Origin of the sequence: Sulfurimonas sp. (assembly GCF_029027585.1) — a bacterium.
Lineage (GTDB): Bacteria > Campylobacterota > Campylobacteria > Campylobacterales > Sulfurimonadaceae > Sulfurimonas.
In genome coordinates this window covers 673,882-695,188 of the sequence record NZ_CP093397.1, presented here as the reverse complement: position 1 = coordinate 695,188, position 21,307 = coordinate 673,882, and the positions used below count along the sequence as shown (strand labels likewise).

General features: G+C 32.3%; 19 protein-coding genes, 2 tRNA genes and 2 pseudogenes. 15 read left to right on the top strand and 8 right to left on the bottom strand.

All coding sequences use genetic code 11. The features are described 5' to 3' along the window. Nucleotides 1-79: 79 nt before the first annotated feature. The 7 genes and pseudogenes from MOV50_RS03640 to MOV50_RS03610 all read left to right on the top strand — a co-directional run bounded on the left by MOV50_RS03640 (nucleotide 80) and on the right by MOV50_RS03610 (nucleotide 8,208). On the top strand, nucleotides 80-2,497 hold the full coding sequence (locus tag MOV50_RS03640; RefSeq protein ID WP_321779051.1) for a hydrogenase small subunit: 2,418 nt from the start codon (nucleotides 80-82) through the stop codon (nucleotides 2,495-2,497). Next, entirely contained in the window at nucleotides 2,497-4,152 is a 1,656-nt protein-coding gene (locus tag MOV50_RS03635) for a nickel-dependent hydrogenase large subunit (protein ID WP_321779050.1), read from the top strand. Before MOV50_RS03640 ends, MOV50_RS03635 begins: the two co-directional genes overlap by 1 nt. Nucleotides 4,153-4,270: 118 nt before the next feature. Next, nucleotides 4,271-4,621, top strand: coding sequence for a hypothetical protein (locus MOV50_RS03630; protein ID WP_321779049.1), 351 nt, complete (start codon nucleotides 4,271-4,273; stop codon nucleotides 4,619-4,621). After that, nucleotides 4,611-5,843, top strand: a complete 1,233-nt coding sequence (locus MOV50_RS03625) for a hypothetical protein (protein ID WP_321779048.1) — start codon at nucleotides 4,611-4,613, stop codon at nucleotides 5,841-5,843. The genes MOV50_RS03630 and MOV50_RS03625 overlap by 11 nt, the downstream gene beginning before the upstream one ends. Nucleotides 5,844-6,611: 768 nt before the next feature. After that, nucleotides 6,612-7,232 (top strand): annotated as a pseudogene (locus tag MOV50_RS13485) (HD-GYP domain-containing protein); the annotation flags it as partial. A gap of 216 nt (nucleotides 7,233-7,448) precedes the next feature. After that, nucleotides 7,449-7,913 carry a YaiI/YqxD family protein gene (locus MOV50_RS03615; protein ID WP_321779046.1) on the top strand — a complete coding sequence of 155 codons (465 nt, stop codon included), beginning with the start codon at nucleotides 7,449-7,451 and terminating at the stop codon, nucleotides 7,911-7,913. Then, complete coding sequence (locus MOV50_RS03610) at nucleotides 7,906-8,208, top strand: hypothetical protein (RefSeq protein WP_321779045.1); 303 nt, start codon at nucleotides 7,906-7,908, stop codon at nucleotides 8,206-8,208. The genes MOV50_RS03615 and MOV50_RS03610 overlap by 8 nt, the downstream gene beginning before the upstream one ends. Before the next feature lie 6 nt (nucleotides 8,209-8,214). Here MOV50_RS03610 and MOV50_RS03605 read toward each other — a convergent pair. The 4 genes from MOV50_RS03605 to mraY form a co-directional block, all read right to left on the bottom strand. Continuing rightward, nucleotides 8,215-8,290 (bottom strand) — tRNA-Phe (locus MOV50_RS03605). 42 nt (nucleotides 8,291-8,332) lie between these two features. Continuing rightward, nucleotides 8,333-8,408, bottom strand: a tRNA-Phe gene (locus MOV50_RS03600). A 41-nt stretch (nucleotides 8,409-8,449) separates the two neighbouring features. After that, nucleotides 8,450-9,652 (bottom strand): UDP-N-acetylmuramoyl-L-alanine--D-glutamate ligase, encoded by a 1,203-nt coding sequence (gene murD, locus MOV50_RS03595; protein ID WP_321779044.1) that lies wholly within the window; start codon nucleotides 9,650-9,652, stop codon nucleotides 8,450-8,452. Continuing rightward, complete coding sequence (mraY, locus tag MOV50_RS03590; RefSeq protein ID WP_321779043.1) at nucleotides 9,653-10,714, bottom strand: phospho-N-acetylmuramoyl-pentapeptide-transferase; 1,062 nt, start codon at nucleotides 10,712-10,714, stop codon at nucleotides 9,653-9,655. 229 nt (nucleotides 10,715-10,943) lie between these two features. Between mraY and MOV50_RS03585 the strand changes: the two genes are divergently transcribed. The 8 genes from MOV50_RS03585 to accA all read left to right on the top strand — a co-directional run bounded on the left by MOV50_RS03585 (nucleotide 10,944) and on the right by accA (nucleotide 18,404). Continuing rightward, complete coding sequence (locus MOV50_RS03585) at nucleotides 10,944-12,362, top strand: FAD-dependent oxidoreductase (RefSeq protein ID WP_321779042.1); 1,419 nt, start codon at nucleotides 10,944-10,946, stop codon at nucleotides 12,360-12,362. A gap of 48 nt (nucleotides 12,363-12,410) precedes the next feature. Then, nucleotides 12,411-13,139: a Rieske 2Fe-2S domain-containing protein gene (locus MOV50_RS03580; protein WP_321779041.1), complete on the top strand. Its 729-nt coding sequence runs from the start codon at nucleotides 12,411-12,413 to the stop codon at nucleotides 13,137-13,139. A gap of 8 nt (nucleotides 13,140-13,147) precedes the next feature. Next, nucleotides 13,148-13,561 carry a hypothetical protein gene (locus tag MOV50_RS03575; protein ID WP_321779040.1) on the top strand — a complete coding sequence of 138 codons (414 nt, stop codon included), beginning with the start codon at nucleotides 13,148-13,150 and terminating at the stop codon, nucleotides 13,559-13,561. Nucleotides 13,562-13,612: 51 nt separating this feature from the next. Further along, nucleotides 13,613-15,088 (top strand): 2,3-bisphosphoglycerate-independent phosphoglycerate mutase, encoded by a 1,476-nt coding sequence (gene gpmI, locus MOV50_RS03570; protein ID WP_321779039.1) that lies wholly within the window; start codon nucleotides 13,613-13,615, stop codon nucleotides 15,086-15,088. A gap of 22 nt (nucleotides 15,089-15,110) precedes the next feature. Continuing rightward, the gene (gene fabG / locus MOV50_RS03565) at nucleotides 15,111-15,857 is read left to right on the top strand and encodes a 3-oxoacyl-ACP reductase FabG (RefSeq protein WP_321779038.1); all 747 of its coding nucleotides are present in this window, start codon (nucleotides 15,111-15,113) and stop codon (nucleotides 15,855-15,857) included. A 71-nt stretch (nucleotides 15,858-15,928) separates the two neighbouring features. Then, nucleotides 15,929-16,156, top strand: a complete 228-nt coding sequence (acpP, locus tag MOV50_RS03560) for an acyl carrier protein (RefSeq protein WP_321779037.1) — start codon at nucleotides 15,929-15,931, stop codon at nucleotides 16,154-16,156. Between the two features lie 93 nt (nucleotides 16,157-16,249). Further along, a complete protein-coding gene (locus MOV50_RS03555; protein WP_321779036.1) occupies nucleotides 16,250-17,467 on the top strand; it encodes a beta-ketoacyl-ACP synthase II in 1,218 nt (405 codons plus the stop codon). Between the two features lies 1 nt (nucleotide 17,468). After that, nucleotides 17,469-18,404 (top strand): acetyl-CoA carboxylase carboxyl transferase subunit alpha, encoded by a 936-nt coding sequence (gene accA, locus MOV50_RS03550; protein ID WP_321779035.1) that lies wholly within the window; start codon nucleotides 17,469-17,471, stop codon nucleotides 18,402-18,404. Here accA and MOV50_RS03545 read toward each other — a convergent pair. From MOV50_RS03545 to MOV50_RS03530, 4 genes and pseudogenes are all read right to left on the bottom strand, one after another. Continuing rightward, nucleotides 18,396-19,199: pseudogene (locus MOV50_RS03545) on the bottom strand (3'-5' exonuclease). The gene accA and the pseudogene MOV50_RS03545 overlap by 9 nt on opposite strands. Beyond that, nucleotides 19,189-19,773 (bottom strand): phosphoribosylanthranilate isomerase, encoded by a 585-nt coding sequence (locus MOV50_RS03540; protein ID WP_321779034.1) that lies wholly within the window; start codon nucleotides 19,771-19,773, stop codon nucleotides 19,189-19,191. The pseudogene MOV50_RS03545 and the gene MOV50_RS03540 overlap by 11 nt, the downstream one beginning before the upstream one ends. Before the next feature lie 89 nt (nucleotides 19,774-19,862). After that, nucleotides 19,863-20,504 (bottom strand): ribulose-phosphate 3-epimerase, encoded by a 642-nt coding sequence (gene rpe, locus MOV50_RS03535; protein ID WP_321779636.1) that lies wholly within the window; start codon nucleotides 20,502-20,504, stop codon nucleotides 19,863-19,865. A gap of 54 nt (nucleotides 20,505-20,558) precedes the next feature. Continuing rightward, a complete protein-coding gene (locus MOV50_RS03530; RefSeq protein ID WP_321779033.1) occupies nucleotides 20,559-21,260 on the bottom strand; it encodes a chemotaxis protein CheX in 702 nt (233 codons plus the stop codon). Nucleotides 21,261-21,307 lie beyond the last annotated feature (47 nt).

The window sequence follows — 21,307 nt, the reverse complement described above, 5'->3', positions numbered from 1 at the left end:
TTATTTATATATAACATCGATTCAAGACAGTTTTATTATTTATAGTGTAAGCTTGTTGTAAACAATACTAGGAATTTATATGAGAGTCATAATTGTTGGTGGTGGCATCGCTGCTGTATATTTAGCAAATAACCTAAAAAAACTTGGTTCGCATCTGGAAATCACTATCTTAAGTGATGAAAAGTATATGCCTTATGACAGGATTCATCTTTGTCGTTTAGTTGATGGCTCACAAATAACTTCGGACATCTCTTTAACTCTTGACCCTATGCTAAAGGTAGAGTTAAATCAAAAAATAATTAAAATAGATAAAAAAGCTAAACGAGTATTTTCTCATACTTCCATGTTTACTTATGACAAACTTATCATGGCAACAGGCTCACTTCCTATCTCATTATTTAACAACGAGGGTATTTCAAATGTAGCCATTTTTAGAAGTGCAGACGATTGTACTCTCATAAAAGATGGCATAAAGAGTAGAGAAGTAGTTATAGTTGGTAGTGGTCCGATTTCTCTTGAGCTTTTAGAAACTCTAAGCAAGATGCCAAATGTCTTAAAAATCACGCTACTCATACGAGCTAAGCATCTATACTCTAAGCATCTAAGCATAGATGCTATAAAAATCATACAAGACTGTTATTTAAGTAGTGGAAAAATCAACATATCTTATGAAGATGAGATAGTTGATAAAGTTATAACAAATGGTGAAGTCACACTTCTTAAAACTAAAAAACTAAATATACGAAACCCTTTTATTATATTTGGCATTGGGATTAAACCAAATATACAAGAGTTTAGAGATGAGCTTAGGTGTAACAGAGGTATCTTAACAAACAGGTATATGCAAAGTGAAGATGAAAATATATATGCTGTTGGTGAATGTGCTGAGGTAGAAAAGTTTGGTTTTGTTGCTGGACATGTTAAAGAGTGTACTTCTCAAGCTGATTGTGCGATTTCACATATTTTACAAAGAGAAGTCAAAAAGTTTGAACTTGAAGTTAGTATAGATATGCTAAAAGTTGGAGAGTTCGATTTAGTTGAAGTGAATTCTGCTAAGTTTACAAATGAGTATGAAAAGATACTGATAAGTTCTAAAAAAGACAATAGAATTGATGAATATTTTGTAAATGATGATAAATTAACAAGGTTTATAGGAATAAACTCAAATGTAGATATTGCATATATACAAACTCTTATAGATAGTGGTGAAAAAGTTGATATTAATTATCTTTATGAAAATAGACTAATTGGTGAGAGAGGAAGACTTGTTTGTAGTTGTGAGCATGTATATGTCCAAGATTTAGTAGATATAGTAAAACAAACAGGAATCACCTCCTTTGGAGAGCTTTCGGACTTTAGTGAGGCTGGACGAGTTTGTGGTAGATGTAAAATAATGGTTCAAGATATTATAAAAGAATCTCAACATTTAATAGACCCAACTATGCCACGAAAAACGCCAGAGGATTTAAAAAGAGAAAAAGAGATAGCTAAAGTTCAAAAACGACTAGATAAATTTAATACTCTAAATCCTATAAATAAACTGACTACAAAAAACTTAGAAGCGGCGATGGAGTCTCTTGATATAGCAAAATCGGAAGTAAATAGTTGGGTTTCAATGGTCACAGCAAATATGCAACTTCATCCAAATTTTGAACAGGTTGTAGATGCTGGAGTGACAATGCTAAATAAGATTCCTATTATTTGGTTAGAGTTAAGTGATTGTAGTGGAAATTCAGAAGCATTTATAAAATCAGCAAATCCAAGTATAGAAGATTTAATCTTTGATTATATTTCACTTGATTATCATGAACTACTTATGAGTGCAAGTGGTGAACAAAGTGAAACAATTTTACAAGATATTGTTAAAAATCAAAAAGGTGAATACATCTTAATAGTTGAAGGTGCCGTTCCCTTAGCAATGGATGGAAAATTTCTAAGAATAGGTGCAGATGCTAAAACAGGAATAGAGCTTTTACGAGAGTGTGCAAAAGATGCCGCTTTAGTTTTAGCTGTTGGAAGTTGTGCTTTAGATGGAGGTATCGTAGCAGCAGCACCAAATCCAACAGGGGCAGTGGGAGTCGCTGAAGCATTAAAAAGAGATGATATTATAAACCTTCCAGGATGTCCTGCAAACCCAACAAATATAGTTGGAACACTATTGTCATATATAATGTTTGAAGAGTTGCCAAGTTTAGATAAATTTAATCGACCTTTATGGGCTTATGAAGGTAGAGTTCATGATAATTGTGAGAGAAGAGGTCATTATGAGTTAGGAGAGTTTGTGCAAGAGTGGGGAGACGAAGGTGCTAAAAAAGGATACTGTCTTTTTGAGATGGGATGTAAAGGTCCTTATGCAAATGTTAATTGTCCAACAATGAAGTTTAACCAAGGTACAAGTTGGCCAGTTCAAGCTGGTCATGGTTGTATGGCATGTACAGAAATTGGCTTTGTGGATAAATTTGCAAATGAGCGAGTCTATAAAGAGGATGATAAATAATGAAAAAAATAGTTATAGACCCAATAACAAGAATAGAAGGTCATCTAAGAGCTGAAGTAGAAGTTGATAAAGATGGCGTAGTTCAAGATGCTTTTGTAAGTGGACAACTTTTTCGTGGCATTGAGATTATTTTAAAAAATCGTGACCCTAGAGATGCAGGACTATTAGCAGGAAGGATATGTGGTGTTTGTACAAACTCTCATTTTCGTGCGGCTGTTAGTTGTGTTGAAGATGCTTACTCTTTAAAGCTTCCTAAAAATGCCGAGATTATTCGTGATTTAATGGCGATGGCTCTTTTTATTCAAGACCATGTTGTTCATTTTTATCAACTTCATTCATTAGACTTTGTAGATATAACGACAGCCCTAAAAGCAGATGCAAAACTAACTTCAAAAGAAGCGCGCAAGTATCATGAAAAACCTTTTAGAAATTCGCATTCGCATTATGAGGCTGTTTTAGATAAGTTGGCAAAATTTGTAGAAGCTGGAAAACTTGGACCATTTGCAAATGCGTATTGGGGGCATAGTGCTTATAAACTAACTCCTGAACAAAACCTTATTATGATTTCTCATTATTTTGAAGCTTTAAAATTTCAAACGAAAATCAGTAGGGCAGTAGCTATTTTTGGTGGAAAAACACCACACCCTCAAAGTATTGTTGTTGGAGGGATTACAAGTGTTGCAGATATGTTAAACCCGCAAAGACTTAATGATTATCTATTTATAATTAAAGAAGCTAAGGAGTTTATAGATAGAGCGTATTTACCAGATGCTAAACTTTTAGCTATTGCTTATAGAGATGAGATAAAAGTAGCAGACGGTAGAGCAAATGGTAATTTTTTATCTGTTGGTGGTTATGAATTTGATGATAAAAGTTTATTTTGTTCTGGTGTAATTTATAATCATGATTTTGAAGATATTTCAGAGTTTGATGAAAGTAAGATAAGCGAAGAGATAGACAGAGCTTGGTATAAAAATAAAGCTCTTGACAACGAAGTAGAATATACTGATGTAAATGAAGACGGCTCTTTAAAAACTGCTAAAAATGATGATAAATATTCATGGATAAAAGCTCCTAGATATGACGAGAAAGTAATGGAAACAGGACCTTTGGCAAGAGTAATTATCAGCTATAAAAAAGACAATATTCTTATAAAATCTTTTGTAGATGAGTTTTTAGAATCTACGGACTTAGAACTTATGGATTTGTCTTCTACTGTTGGAAGAAATGCTGCTAGGGCAATTGAGACGACTTATATTTGTGAGTATATTTTTAAATTGGTTTCAAGGTTAATACAAAATATAAAATATTATGACACAGATACTTGGGTGAAGTTTGATTTTGACTCTCTAAAAAAAGAGGCAAAAGGAAGAGCATTTTTTGAAGTGCCAAGAGGTATGCTTAGTCATTTTGTAAATATAAAAGATGCAAAGATAGAAAACTTCTCAGTAATTGCTCCAACAACATGGAACGCAACTCCTAAAAACTTTGATGGAGTTAGAGGAGCTTATGAGGAAGCTTTGGTTGGCTTAAAGATACAAGACACTTCCAAGCCACTAGAGGTTTTAAGAGTTCTTCACTCATTTGACCCATGTTTAGCATGTGCCGTTCATGTTATGAATATAGATACGGATATGCAAGCACATAAAATCTAATATGGAATAGTTGGAATTAATATTTAGTAGTATTAAAGAATCTAATAGTTATACTTGTACAGCTTAACATTAGGTTCTTGGAACTAGTATGAAATTATTTATAAGTATACTTTTTTTAATGTCCACACTATGCTCAGATATGAAAGTGTATGTATCGCATAATAGTGAAATTGATAGTATATCAGTACAAATTTTAAAAGACTTATATTTAAAAAAAACGAAATTATTAAATAATAAACCCGTTGTTGTTTATGATAATGAAGATGAAAAAAGCGAATTTTATCTTAAAATTATAAATAAAACTGATGGTCAACTACATGCCTACTGGATGAAACAGATATTTTCTGGTAAAAATGTACCTCCCAAAAAAATAATACCTTCTGAAATTATTTCAACTTTAAAAAATAATCCATCGGCAATAGTTTACTCAGAAATTGATTTAGACGCAAAGGTGATTTATGAATATTAAACAAATTATTATATTCTTAATTTTTACAACTTCTCTTGTATCAGAGGATCAATTTAATACAAGATTCAATTATTTTGGAAACTTGAGTGCTAGTAAATTAAGTAGTTCTGGATTTTATCTTAATAATTATAGTCATGATAGCGTAAGTAGTGATTTGAGTCTTACTCCGTACTCCAAGGCTGGAGCGCAAATTAGCATAAATAATAATAATTTTACTTTTACAGCACAAGGCTTGATAAGAAAAGAAAATGATAATTATAAAGTAGAACTGACATGGTTAAATTTAAAGTATGATATTGATGATAATTTTGCTATTCGTGGAGGTCGAATTCAAACAAAAATGTTACTTCATTCAGAATCTTTAGATATTGATTATTTACAATTATGGGCTAAGCCACCAGTAGAAGTTTATAATTTGATGCCCATAAGAACATATGATGGTATAGAATTAATATACGATAAAACTTTTAATGATTATACTTTAAGTATATCAGCCGTAGGTTTAGCTTCTTTTAGCGATAATATTAATGGTAGTATAGAAGAAGTAGTTATAGATGTAGATGATTCACACTCTTTTGCATTAGAATTGAGCAGTGATATGTTTAAATATAAAGCTTCATATACAAAATCAAAAGTAAATATCGAAGATGATGCAACAACTAAAACTATTGTAAATGGATTAAGTGCTTATGGAAATGATATGGATAGATTTACTTATGAAAACAGAACTATATCAGTTTATTCATTGGGATTCCAATTCAGAAATAATGATTTTACTTTAGATAGTGAGATAGCCTATTCTCAAACGAATAGTTTACTTGCAAGCTCAATAGGAGCTTATATGATGGTTGGGTATAAAATAAATGATTTTACCCCTTATATTATGTATGCAGAAAATCAAAATGATAAAAGTCATTATGATACAAGTAGCATAAAAACATCAGATGCAACAAGTAAAGCGTTAAAAAGAAAATTGGATGATCTTCTTTATTTGGGTAATTTTTCTCAATCAACAGCTTCTTTGGGTGTGAGGTATGATATTAAAATAGGAATGGCACTGAAGATGCAAATAGATAGAATGTCCTCTACTAACTATGGGAGTATATCGTCTTCTACAGTTCAAAGTGTTGGTTATGAAAAGTTTGGTGTTATATCCCGTGAATCTGGCACAGAGGACAAAGATATATACGCCTTTAATGTCAGTTTTTGTTTTGCTTATTAAATGTCAAATTTAACAATATCCCAAAAGTTATTAGGACTTTTTTTAATAAATATTATTATTATTGTTGTGATTATTGCCAATAGCTATGTGTTTACCAATAATAATGCTTCAAACCTTAAGTCCTTAAAGGAAAAGGCATTACCAGTTTCTTCTTTATATACTAATAATCTTTATCTACTAAAAGCTATTAGAAATGCTTTTTTGGATAGTTCTGTTACGAATGAAAAAGAAATCTTAATGAATACCTTGAAGTTTAAAAAAAAGGTTATAAATAATTTAAAAAAACTAAATAAGTATGATGTTACTACTAAAAAATACGAAGAAGGATTTAACAAGTACTTTGATTATGGGTATAGTTTTTCTTCAAATATATTAGAAGGCAAAGCATTTAATATGTCAGATGCTATGGCTTTACAAGAATATTCAAATGAAATATTTTTATTGTTTGAAGAGGTAGAATATTTTTCAAGAGAAAATATAGTACTCTCTTTAAAAGAGGTTTCAAACAATACAAATTCGTTTTTCAAAAATTCTATTATTATTTCACTTATTGGTTTTATTGTTATGATTTTAGCGGGTTTATATGTACATAGACTTATATATCATAGGTTTAAAAACATCTTAAAGTCAGTTGAAAACTTAACAAAAGAAGATCCTGACTTCACATTAAGAATAGATAGTGAATATAATGATGAAGTTGGACAATTGATAAACTTGTATAACAAACTTTCAGATAAGCTTGAGATTGCTTATCATCAAAATTCACAAAATTTTTTAACAGAGATAGCGGAAACTCAAAAAGAAGTAATCTTTACTATGGGGTCTATTGCTGAGAGTAGGTCAAAAGAAACAGGAGACCATGTTAAGAGAGTCGCTGAATATAGCAAAGTTTTAGCTCTTTATTATGGTTTGAATGAAGATGAAGCCGAAATGTTAAAGCAAGCAAGTCCTATGCATGATATAGGTAAAGTGGCAATACCTGATGAAATTTTAAATAAACCTGGACGCCTTGATGATGAAGAAAAAAAGATAATGGAAGAGCATGTAATCCTTGGGTATGACATGCTTAAACACTCTCATAGAGCACTTCTAAAAACTGCCGCTATTGTTGCCCTAGAACATCATGAAAAATGGGATGGAACAGGATACCCAAATGCTAAAATAGGTGAAGATATCCATATCTATGGTCGTATAACAGCTTTAGCTGATGTATTTGATGCTTTGGGTTCAGATAGAGTATATAAAAAAGCTTGGAATGATGAAAAGATTTTTAAATTATTTAAAGAGGAAAGAGGAAAACATTTTGATCCAAAACTAATGGATATATTTTTTGAGCATATAGATGAATTTCTAATAATTCGAGATAAATTTAAAAAAGATAAAGACTAATAGTCTTAACAAGTATGAGATGCAATTCTTAAAACCATTTATAAAGAAAAAATAGTACAATAATATTAATGGAGTTAGAGGAGCCTATGAGGAAGCTTTGGTTGGCTGAAAGATACAAGACACTTCTTTGACCCATGTTTAGCGTGTGCTGTTCATGTTATGGACTTTGGTAGTGCAAATTTAAATAAGTTTAAGGTTTAGAGTTGGTAATAAAAAATGATTAATATATATGTAGATGGCGATGCTTTCCCAAATCTTTTAAAGCCGATTTTATATCGAGCCATTCAAAGACTAAAAATATATACTTATGTTATAGCTAATAAAAAAATAGATATTGGTAAAAGTGATTTTATAAGTTACCTGATAGTAGATGCAGGAGCTGACGAGGCGGATGATAAAATAGTAGAGATGCTAAAAGTTGGTGATTTAGTAATTACTGCGGATATTCCACTTGCAGATAGAGTTATCACAAAAAATGCTCATGCTATAGACCATAGAGGTGAACTATATAGTATAGACAATATAAAGCAATACCTTGCCATGAGAGATTTGATGGCGCAGATAAGAGATAGTGGAGAGCTTACAAAAGGACCAAAACCATTTAACACAAAAGATGCACAACAGTTTGCAAATCAATTAAACTCTTTTTTAAGCAAATTAAATAAGACTAAACATGAGTGAAGAGATTTTATATTCAATCATAGGGATAATTGGACTGATAGGTATAGTCATTTTTACGCTAAGTAATACTAAATCAACAAAAATTCAAACACCAACACAAACAAAACAGGATATCATTGATAGATATAAACAAGAACTCATAAAAGCATTGACTCCATTAAAAGATGATAAACAAGCAAGAATTTCTAAAAAAAATGAATTGTTAAAAAAGTTTAATCAAGAGTTAGCATTAAATATCTACTTTGATAAAAGTGAAATTAGAGAAGTAATATTAGAATTATTAAAGGATAGTTAATAAAGGTGGTGGCCAATCTCGGAATCGAACCAAGGACACACTGATTTTCAGTCAGTTGCTCTACCGACTGAGCTAATTGGCCACGGTAAATATTGTAAGTTAAAAAAGTAATATCTTTAAAAGGTGGTGGCCAATCTCGGAATCGAACCAAGGACACACTGATTTTCAGTCAGTTGCTCTACCGACTGAGCTAATTGGCCATCTTTTAAAGAGCGAAATTATATCTTGGTCGTACTGAAAGTTAGCTTATATCTTTAACAGCTTGTTTGAACTCATCACCGCGCTGTGCATAAGAGCTAAATTCATCAAGGCTAGAAGCTGCTGGAGAGAGTAGAGCGACTTCATCTATTTTTAAATTTTTATCTATTTTAGATATAGCATCTAGGAGGTTTGAGCATAGTTTTGAGTTAATTTTATATTTGTTGCCAAGAGAGAAAAGTTTATCTTTATTTGAGCCAATAGTATAGATGCAAATATCTATATTTTTTAGATATTCAAAAAGTTCATTAAGCTCAACACCTTTGTCATCTCCACCTAAAATAAGATGAATTGATGAGTTCTTATATCTAGCTAGTGCGGCTATGGTTGCATCTATATTTGTTGCTTTTGTATCATTTATCCATAAGCGATTTTTGGAGTCTTTTAGCTCCTCTTGTCTATGTGGGTCAAGTTCAAAAGAATTTATCTTTGTATAGTTTACTCTATCAAAAAGTATCTTATCGACTGCCATTGCTAGAAGCGCATCTGCTAAAAAAGCACCTTTAAAGTTAACTTTTTTCATATCTATATCAAAATACTGTGCTAAAGAACTTTCATCTTCATAGCTTATGATATGAGCGTTTGTTTGAATGTCTTTATATTTATGTGGAACTATTGCAATTTCGCCTTCTTGCATTGTTAAAAGTGGTTTTAACTTAGCATCTTCGTATTCTTTCATGCTTCCATGCCAACTTAAGTGGTCAGGGTTGATAGGAAGTAAAACATATATATTTGGACTCGCTTCATTTGTGTAGTGCATGGTAAAAGAACTAGTTTCTAATATCCATACTTTAGCATCTAGACTTAACTCAGCTAAAGGAGTTCCAATATTCCCACCTGCTTGTGAACCTTTGTCTTTTAAAAGATGTTGCATCATCTGCGTGGTAGTTGTTTTACCGTTTGTTCCACTTATCCAGATTTTAAGAGGTGGAGTATCTTTAAAGTAGTCATATTCACTTATAAGATTTTTAGCTTTTTGTATAAGTGCGTTTGAAGGAGCAATACCAGGTGAGGGAATTTCAAGTGAAGAGTATTTTGCATTAAACTCACTAGCTGGATTTACTTTAAAACCATTTTCATCACGAAAAGGTTTAGTGCATTTGTCATCATAAAAAACAGCATTTTTTGCTACTTTTGCGATGGCCTTTGTAGTTTTTCCATAGCCAAAGAGAGAGATTTTTTGCATCTAACGAATCTTTAGACTTATGAGAGCTATAAGGTTTGAAAGAATAGATATAATCCAAAATCTTACAATGATTTTATTTTCCGTCCACTTTTTCATCTCAAAGTGGTGATGTATTGGAGCCATTAAAAAGACTCTTTTTTTACGAAGCTTATAACTTCCGACTTGTAAAATTACAGAAACAGTTTCTATCACAAAAATGGAGCCAATAAGAAGTAGTAAAATCTCACTTTTTGATATGATGGCAAGATAACCAAGAAAAGCACCGATAGTAAGAGAACCACTATCTCCCATAAAAACTTCCGCAGGGTGACAGTTATACCATAAAAAGCCAGTTAAAGCTCCCATCAAAGCACTAGCAACTACTGCAACTTCTCCAACATTAAAATGTGGCATCAAAAGATAAGATGAGATAGTTGCATTTCCTGTAATGTAGATAATAATGCTAAAAGAACTGAGTGCCGCTAAAGAAGGAACTGTTGCTAAGCCATCTAGTCCATCTGTTAAATTTACTGCATTTGAAGTTGATATGATTACTAAGGACCAAAAAGCAATAGAGTAGATTCCCATGTCAAGAATAGGCATTTTGATAAAGGGAAGATATAGCTCAGTGTTAAAATCTGAAAAAATACATAAAAAAGATGTAACAATTAGGGACGCTAGTATTTGAAGTGCTAATTTTGTTCTTGCTTTTAGTCCAGCTAGATTTTGGCTTTTTTTAATCTTTGCAAAGTCATCTTGAAAACCAATAAGGGCAAAAAGTATAAGAGTTAAAATGGCTCCAAGTGCATAAGGATTTGAAAATTTAATAGTAAAAAGTGAAGCGACTATAGTAGAGCCAATAAAGACAATACCACCCATAGTTGGAGTCTTTGCTTTTTGTTGATGCGACTCTGGTGCCAACTCGTTAATAGGCTGTACGCTTGAAGTTCTTTGCGCCCATTTTATAAAACGAGGAAGTAAAAAAAGTGTAAAAAACAGAGCAATAAAAAATGAAATTCCTGCTCTAATAGTGATATACCCAAGTATATGAATGTCTAAAATGTCGTGAAGAAAGTATAACAAATTTTGTCCTAATAATATAAATAAATCGTATAATATTTTAAATTAGATATTATAGTATAACTTATTTAAATCTTCGTAAAGTTATCAAAATATAATCACAGCTTATTAATAAAAAAAGATGAGATGTTTAAAATTTATAACTAATTGTTATTTATAAGCTTTATGTTATATAATAAAATATAATATCTTCTCAGGTAAAATCTAAGACTTAAAATATAAAGGGGAAGAAATGAATATGAATCGTAGAGATGCACTAAAGATAGGTGCAGTTAGCGTTGTTGCGGCAGCAACAGCTTTAAGTGTAACAGGATGTGGTAAAGCTGAGGCTGCTCCAGCGGCGGCAAACTCAAATGCAAGTTCTAGTAAAAATATTCTTGGTAAACATCAAGTAGTAGTTATTGGTGGTGGTTTTGGTGGTTTAACAGTTGCCAAAAACTTAAAGAAAAAAGATAAGAATATTGATGTTCTTGTAATAGAAAAAAATGACACATTTATGTCTTGTCCATTTTCAAATACATATTTAGGTGAATTAAAAGATATTAACTTAGGTACTTTTATACATGATTATGCTCAGCCAGTTCAAAAGTATGGTTATAGTATGTTGCGTTCTGAAGTTGTTAGTATAGATGCTAAAGCAAAAGAAGTTACAACTGCACATGGTACAGTTGGGTATGATATCTTAGTTCTTTCTCCTGGTATTGATTACAATTATGAACAACAATTTCCAACATTCTCAAAAGATAAAATCGCTCAAATCCAAAGAACTGCGCCAGGTGCTTTGATTCCAGGTAGTGAACATGTTATTTTAAAAAGAAGTTTATCTGATATGGAAGATGGTAATGTCATTATCACAGTTCCATCAGGAAAATTCCGTTGTCCTCCTGCTCCTTTTGAGAGAGCTTGTATGATAGCTACTTATATGAAAAAAGAAGACATTCAAGGTAAAGTAATTATTCTTAACCCTAGTGCTAAAATAGCAAAAGGTGCTGCATTTAAAGAAGCATGGAATGACTTATATGGTGATAGAATAGTGCATATGGATAATTGTAAAATTGATGATGTTGATGTTGATGGTAAAACTATCTCTTTCACGCAACAAGTTGCAACTGGTAAAAAAGATGAAGATGGACTAGCAATCACTAAAGCTATTAAAAAATCTGAAAAGTATGAAGTTCTTAACCTTATCCCTAACAACAAGTCAAATGCTGTTGTAGCTATGTCAGGTGTGGCAACTACACAAGATTCATTTGGTAAAGTTCTTATGAATGGTTGTTCTTTTAGAACAAAATCAGATGAAAATATTTATGCTGTTGGTGATGTTGTAGGTCATGGTATTCCACCAAGTGGTCAAACTGCTGTATGGGCAGGTAAACAGTGTGCAGATGAAATCGTTCATAGAATTCAGAAAAAATCATTTACTTTAGCTGTTAAATCTAAATCAGTTACTGCTGGTAATGTTTGTTACTCAATGGTAAGTGATAATCCAGAGGAAGCTATTATGGTTACACATGATTTCTCATGGACAGGAAAAATCATTAAAGGTAAAGGTCATGTACCTAAAGCTCCAAGTGGAAAATTCCGTTCAACAGGAACTGCTAAAGCTACTCATGATTGGTACAATGGAGTTATGAGAGATTTATTTAGTTAATCAAATAGAAGAGTTCTAAACTCTTCTGTTTTCAAATAAAGGATTTTTGTGGATAGAAGAAATTTTTTAAAAATAGTAGGTACCACAGGGGTACTTATAGCAGTATCTCCTTCAAGTATTAACTCTACGCTATATGCTAGCGATGGTTCACTTTTTATCACTTATGAAAAAATACAGCTCTTAGATGCCCATGGCAAACCAATTAAAGCTAGTTCACTTAAAAAAGAAACGAATTATGTTTTTAATTATCCTTATGTTTCAACTCCTGTAATTTTATTAAATCTTGATGAAACAACAAAAAAAGATGTAAAGTTAAAAAGTGAAGATGGAGAAGAGTATATTTGGAAGGGTGGAGTTGGTTCAAAAAATACTATCGTTGCTTTTGTGGCAATATGCTCTCATCAATTAGCTCACCCAACACCAGAAGATAGTTTCTTGCAGTATTGTCAAAAAGATAAAAAAACAATGGCTTATAAAGAAGGAGGAGTAATGGTTTGTTCTTCTCATCTTTCGGCATTTGATGTGAAAAGTGGCTGTAAAAATCTTTCAGGACCTGCTGAACAACCGTTAGCTAGTGTAATTATAGAGATAGATGAAGATGATACTCTTTGGGCATCTGCGGTTTTAGGACCAGATAAGTTTCATGAATATTTTAAGGCTTACAAGCCAGAACTAAAAAAATTCTATGGTGGAAAAAGAAAAGGTAAGAAAAAAGTTAAAAATTCAGCAACTCTTTTAGCCTTATCAGATTACACAAAAGAGATAGTTCAATATTAAGGGGTAATATGAAGATAGTTAAATTTTTATTGATTTGGGCTTTGGTGGCAACATCTTTATTCGGTTCAAAACTTGAACAAGCACAATTGAAATCGGATATGAGAACTATGCTGAGTGCAATGGAAGATTTACAAAGGGCAGGTTTTTATAATAACAAAAAAGGTGTTAGAGAATCTGCAAAAAAACTGATTGATAATTTGGATTCTTTGATAACATCAGATGCAAGTGCATATCTTCCAGATGCTGTGGCAGATGCTGGTAAATTTGCTAAAAAAAGAGCAAAAATGATTAAAATGTATGCAAATGATTTAGTTGAATCAACACAAGATGGTGATTATGATGAAGCAATAGAAGATTATGCTCAAATACTTACTCAATGTACATCTTGTCATAGTCGCATTAGAAAGAGAGTTTGGAAATAAATCTAAAATAATTGTATAATCTCAAAAACTTTCTTTTGTAAAGGAACTATATTGAGTAAAAAAGCCATTTTAGTTATAACAGATGGGATAGGTTTTAGTTCTAAAACAAAGCATAATGCTTTTTATAATGCAACTAAACCTACATACGATAAATTATTTGATGAAACACCTCATTCTCTTGTTGATACTTCTGGTTTAAGTGTTGGCTTACCAGAAGGTCAAATGGGCAACTCTGAAGTTGGACATATGAGCATAGGAAGTGGGCGTGTTTTATACCAAGATTTAGTAAAAATTTCATTGGCTATTAGTGAGAATACACTTGAAAAAAATGAAATACTTAAAAATCTTTTAAACTCTTCACAAACACTACATCTTATAGGTCTTATGAGCGATGGTGGAGTTCACTCTCACATAGACCATTTTATGGAAATCGCCAAGATTGCTGAGAAAAATGGAAAAAAAGTTTTTTTGCATCTAATCACAGATGGACGAGATGTTTCTCCAACTTCTGCTCAAAAATACTTACGAATCGTTGAGAAACATTTAAGTGAAAATATTCAAATAGCAACTATGTCTGGTCGTTTTTATGCGATGGATAGAGATAATCGTTGGACAAGACTTCAAAGAGCGTATGAAGCCATTGTAGAAGCAACTCCTAAAACAGACTTTGAGCCAGCTGGTTATATAGGTTCATCATATGCTCTTGGTGAAACTGATGAGTTTGTAGAACCAACTGCTTTTGAAGGGTATGACGGACTTAAAGAAGGGGACAGCGTTTTAACTATTAACTTTAGAAGTGATAGAATGAGAGAGTTAGTTACAGCTTTAGGAAGTGCTAGTTTTTCACATTTTACAAGAAAAATACTAAATATAAATCTAGCAACAATGACAGAGTATGATAAAAGTTTTTCATATCCTGTTTTATTTTTAAAAATTGCTCCTAAAAATACCTTAGCTGAAGTTATCTCAGCAAATGGACTAAAGCAACTTCACACAGCAGAAACAGAAAAATATGCTCATGTAACTTTCTTTTTAAATGGTGGGATTGATGAACCGTATGCAAATGAAACTAGAGTTTTAATACCTTCTCCTGATGTAAAGACTTATGATGAAAAACCACAAATGAGTGCACAAGAAGTGGGGGAAGCTGTTTTAGATGCAATGAATGAAGCTTATGACTTTGTAGTTGTGAATTTTGCAAATGGAGATATGGTAGGTCATACAGGTGATGAAGAAGCGGCAAAAGTAGCTGTTAATACTGTGGATACAGAACTTGGAAAAATCATCCAAAAAGCAAAAGAAAATGATTATGCTGTTGTAATTACCTCTGATCATGGAAATTGTGAAGAGATGAAAGATGATGATGGTAATGTTTTAACAAATCATACAGTTGGAAAAGTTTGGTGTTTTGTAATAGCAGATGGAGTAACAAAGGTAAAAGAAGGCGCTTTAAATAATATCGCACCAACAGTTTTAAAACTGATGGATATAAAAATACCATCTGAAATGGATTCAAGTTTAATATAAATAAAATTAAGGAATTTAGAATATGAAATTTAGTGGAAAAAATGTTTTAGTTACAGGTTCGAGTCGTGGTATTGGTGCAGAGATTGCAAAAACTTTAGCTTCTTTTGGTTTAAAAGTTTGGATAAATTATAGAAGTGGTGCAGTTCAAGCAGATGCAGTAAAAGAAGCGATAGAAAAAGAGGGTGGAAGGGCTGCTGTTATTGGTTTTGATGTAAGCGATGAAAGCGCTTTTACAGATGCTATAAAGACAATAGTATCAAGTGACGGAGAACTCTCTTACCTTGTAAATAATGCTGGAATTACAAACGATAAACTAGCTCTTAGAATGAAAGAAGCAGACTTCATGAGTGTTATAAATGCAAATCTCACTTCTTGTTTTATAGGTTGTAGAGAATCTATGAAGGCGATGAGAAAGAAAAAATTTGGAGCAGTTGTAAACATAGCTTCCATAGTTGGTGAAACAGGTAACGCGGGACAAACAAATTATGCAGCATCTAAGGGTGGAGTAATAGCCATGACTAAAAGTTTTGCAAAAGAAGCAGGGACAAGTGGTATCCGTTACAATACAGTAACTCCAGGTTTTATAGCGACAGAGATGACAGATGCTTTAAGTGATGAGATTAAAGAAAATTTTACTTCAAACATTCCAATGAAACGCTTCGGAAACGCAAGTGAAGTAGCAGAGGCAACAGCTTTTTTACTCTCAGACCATGCAAGTTATATAACAGGTGAAACATTAAAAGTAAATGGTGGATTAAATATGGCATAAACTTTGATATGTAAATATTAAGGTATATATGTTATAATTTCGCGATTTTATACTAAAAAATAGGAGCTATAATGGCACTTTTAGAAGATATTAAAGAAGTAGTAGTTGAGCAATTAAGCGTTAACCCAGATGAAGTAAAAGAAGATGCTAAGTTTGTTGAAGATTTAGGTGCTGATAGCCTTGATGTAGTTGAATTGGTAATGGCTCTTGAAGAGAAATTTGACATTGAAATTCCTGATGATGAAGCAGAAAAAATTCAAACTGTTAAAGATGTTGTTGAGTATATAGAAAATAAATAATCAACAATAGAATATTTTTCAAATTCAGCATTAGCCTTTGTGCTTTGCTGAGTTTTATAAAGTATTTTATAATTTATCATGGAGGTTTTTTAAATGAGAAGAATAGTTGTAACTGGTATGGGCATGATAAATGCGGTTGGAAATGATAAAGAAAGTTCATTTAAAGCTATCTGTGAAGGCGAATGTGGGATAGATATAATCACAGCATTTGATACTGAAAAGTACAGTGCTAAAATTGCAGGTGAAGTAAAAAACTTTGATCCTGCAACTGTTATGGCACCAAAAGAAGTTAAAAAAGCTGATAGATTTATTCATCTTGGTTTAAAAGCAGCTCAAGAAGCTATGTTAGATGCTAATTTACCTGATGATACTGATATGGAGAGATTTGGAATTAGTGCGGGTTCTGGTATTGGTGGTCTTCCTTCAATTGAAAGAAATTCTATTATTTTAGAAAATCGTGGACCTCGTAGAATAAGCCCATTTTTTATTCCTGGAGCGTTAGTAAATATGCTTGGTGGATTTGTTTCTATTGAACATGGGACAAAAGGTCCAAATTTATCAAGCGTTACGGCTTGTGCAGCAGGAACTCACGCAATAAGTGAAGCGTGTAAAACAATTATTTGTGGTGGTGCTGATAAGATGCTTGTTGTTGCAGCAGAATGTGCAATAACTGGTGTAGGTATCGGTGGTTTTGCAGCGATGAAAGCATTATCAACAAACAATGAAAATCCTAAAAATGCATCTCGTCCATTCGATAAAGAACGAGATGGTTTTGTTATGGGTGAAGGTGCAGCTTCTTTAATCTTAGAAGATTATGAAGACGCACTTGCTCGAGGAGCAAACATATATGGTGAGATAATTGGTTTTGGTGAAAGTGGAGATGCTAATCACATAACTACTCCAAGTCTAGATGGTCCTGCTCGTGCTATGAAAGCAGCATATAAAATGGCAGGTGAGCCAAAAATCGACTATGTAAATGCTCACGGAACAAGTACAGCAATAAATGATAAAAATGAAACTGCCGCAGTTAAAGACTTGCTTGGTGGGAAAGAAAACTGTCCTCCAATGAGTTCTATAAAAGGTCAAATAGGACATTGTCTTGGAGCCGCTGGTGGTATAGAAGCCGTAACATGTTTAATGGCAATGAGAGATTCAATTATCCCTCCTACGATTAATTACAATACACCTGATGAAAATTGTGACTTAGATGTTGTTCCTAATGTTTCACGAAAAGCAGAATTAAATGTAGTAATGAGTAACTCTTTTGGTTTCGGTGGAACTAACGGTGTTTTAATTTTTAAAAGGATTTAATTTGGCAACATTTTTAGATTTTGAGAAAAAAATAAAAGTAATTCAAGAAGATATAATTTCTGCTCGTGTTAGACATGATGAAAGTGCAGTAAAAACTCTTGAAGCGGATTTAGATAAAGCAGTATCAAAGATATTTACTACTTTATCTCCATTTCAAAAACTTCAACTTGCTCGACATGTAGATAGACCTTACGCATTAGACTATATAAACTTAATAATGCGAGATAAGTATGAGATTCATGGGGATAGACACTTTCGTGATGATGCTGCTATCCTTTGTTATCTTGGTTATATTGGTAATGAAAAAGTTATGGTTATTGGTGAGCAAAAAGGTCGTGGTACTAAAAATAAAATAAGAAGAAATTTTGGTATGCCACACCCTGAAGGCTATAGAAAAGCTCTTCGTGCTGCAAAAATGGCAGAAAAGTTTAACATACCTGTTTTGATGCTAGTTGACACACCAGGTGCATATCCAGGTCTTGGTGCAGAAGAAAGAAATCAAAGTGAAGCTATTGCTAGAAATCTTTTAGAATTTTCTCAGTTAAATACACAAACAGTAGCTATAGTAATTGGCGAAGGTGGTAGTGGTGGAGCTTTAGCTATAAGCGTTGCCGATAAATTTTCAATGATGCGTTATTCTGTATTTAGTGTTATCTCACCAGAAGGTTGTTCAGCAATTTTATGGAATGACCCTAAGAAAGTTGAAGCTGCTACAAATGCTATGAAAATCACAAGTGAAGATTTAAAAGAGTTAAATCTTATTGATGATATTATTGATGAACCATTAATTGGTGCACACAGAGATAAGCAAAAAGCTGCTGAAGCAATATCTGATTATTTTTTACAAAGTTTAAAATCTTTGAGAGATATGTCGGATGAACAAAGACTAGAAACTAGATATAACAAATTAATAAAAGTAGGGGCTTACTCAGAGTAAGTCTTTTTCTTCAATTTTTAAAGGATCAAATTTTGGTCTTTTAAGCCTTTTAGCCTCTTTAGAGTACCTTATCAAATCTTCTACAAACCTTACACTTTTACCAATATTTTTTAATGACAAGATAAAAAGTTCATATGTTGTTAAAACATCACTCATAGCTCTATGATGTGTGGCATCTGGATGTAAGTTTAATGATTCGTTTAAGTATGACAGAGCATATCGGTATGACTCAATAGTTCTTTCAGCTAAAGCTAGAGAGCAAAGGGAACGATTTAAGAGAGGTTCTTGACCGATTTTTTGCAAACTCAAAGATATGAATTTATAGTCAAATTTAACATCATGTGCTACAAAAAATACTATCACCCAAAAAAACTTTAAAATCATTTAGAACTTTTTTAAAGTTGGAGCATTTTTTGTATCTTTTACTGAGATTCCTGTTATTTTAGTTATATGTTCATTTATCTCTTTACATTTTACAAGTGATTCAAATCTTTGAGTTATTGCACCATTCTTTACTTTTATTGCTGCTATTTCTATGATTTGATGTTTGTCTATTTTTGAACCATTAGTTTCTATATCAACTATGCAAAATTCAGCTTTTTTAAGAGTTATAAACTTTGTCGCAAAGTAAAAACAACCAAGCTCTTTAACTATCTCTAAGCCTTGAGCATGCCAAAGTTCAAGAGATAAGTCTATGTTTTCATTAAGCTGTTTTTTTAAAATATCTAGGGCTAAGCCTTTTGAAGAAAGTTTGTGAATGCTTTTTGCATCTAGATGCAAATCATTACTTAGCATTTAGTATAAAGTCTTTTACTTTTTGTTTGTCTTTAATGCCCTTAGATAACTCAACACCACTACTTACATCAACACCATAAAAACCATACTTTTTAACAGATGCTACATTGGAAGCATCTAGACCACCAGCAAGAATAATTTTAGAACAATCAATATTCTTGAACCACTCTATATTTAGTTTTTTTCCTTCTCCGCCGTAAGATTCACAGTAAGCATCTACGAGTCTATATTCATTTGAGTATTTCAAAATATCTTGTGTGTTTTTTGCTCTGATTACTTTGATAAATGGCACAAAAAGTTGCTCATATACAGAAGTTGGTACATCAAAATGAAGTTGCGCCAAGGTACAGCCTGACTCTTGCATATATGAGTTGATGATTTGAGCATCTACATTTACAAAAAGTCCAACTTTCTCAACAAAGGGAGGAAGTTTCGATATGATTTTTTTCGCATCTAGGGGTGAAATATATCTAGGTGATTTTCCATAAAAAACAAAACCGAGGGCATCTGCTCCAGCATTTATAGCATCTATAGCATCTCCATAAGAGGTAATTCCACAGATTTTAACCTTCATGATTGCGTCTTCTTTTTTAGCAACAAAGTCACTAGAAAATTCCTATCACTAAAGCTACGGCTATCGCCGAGAGGTTATTATATGTCATATTAAATTTGTAAACTCTTTATAGCTTCTTTCTTAGAAGAGTGTTTAAAGACATAGTTTCCAGTTACAACAATATCAACACCAACATCTTTAAGTTGTTGAATATTTTTATCATTTACTCCACCATCAACTTCAATAAGACAGTTTGGATTTATCTTATTTCTCATCTCATTTAGTTTCGCAGCTTTTGGTATTACGCTATTTATAAAACTCTGTCCACCAAATCCTGGATTAACACTCATAAGCAAAACCATATCTAGGTCTTGGAGTAAATACTCAACTGACTCAGGTGGTGTGTGAGGATTTAAAACAATGGCTGGTTTTATTCCAAGTGAGCGAATTTTTTGTATAAGTCTATGAGGATGTTTTTCTTCTTCTATATGAAAAGAGATATATTCGGGTTTTAACGGAGCAAAAAGTTCAACAAAAAAAGTGTTATTTTGAACCATAAGGTGAATATCAAGAGGTTTAGTAGCACATTTAGCAATTGAGGAAACTACAACAGGACCAATAGTTAAGTTTGGAACAAAATGCCCGTCCATTACATCAACATGAACTAAATCACAACCTGAATTACAGATTTCTTCAACATCTCTTTGAAGATTACCAAAGTCTGCCGATAAAACACTAGGAGCTACTTTCATCATTTTCTAAATACCTCTTTATTTTCAATTATGAAATTGTATCAAATTAGACTTTTATCTAGTTAAGAAAAATAAAAATTTATCATTATCAAAGGCTAAATCTACTTGTACGCCTTTTCTTCCCTCAATAACTTCAAGAAGACTATCAACATCATGGTAAGTTCTAGGCAGTGTAATATCAACGCTGATATGTACATCAGCAAGCATAGTTTTAATCTTACCACCTATAATATTTACAAGTTCTGCAAGTGTGTCAAGAATGAGCTCAATATCATCTGTTTTTTCACCAATAAGAAGTTCACAAGCTTTTTTAGCAATCTCTTTTGGAAAGATTAAAATAACCATGCCATCTATATCTCCATAATAACCGATAGAACTTGCAATTTTATTTTCTTTATCATTTATCTCAATATTGTGTATTTCAGCAGATTGTTTTACTGCTTTAGAATTTGTCATCATCTCAATGGTCATAACCGTGGCATCTATAAATTTTGGTAATTCTGTAACTATTTGTTTGTTTATTACTCTTTTGTTTTTAATATTTGCAGCACTACTTGCGCCTAACTCTTTTAAAAGTTCTTTATTTTGTAAAATATCATCCATATGTGCATAAAAAAGAATCCCAGAATCTTCAAGATTTTCTTTAAAAGCATCTTGAGTCTTTTCAAAAGAGAGTCCAACAAAACAGATGGAAGCATTATATTCAGCAGCAGAACTAGCTAGTCTTGAAAAGAAGTTCATTGCGTGAACATTCATACTTATAACTTTATAAGCGTCGAATATAAATAGTCTAAATCCGACAT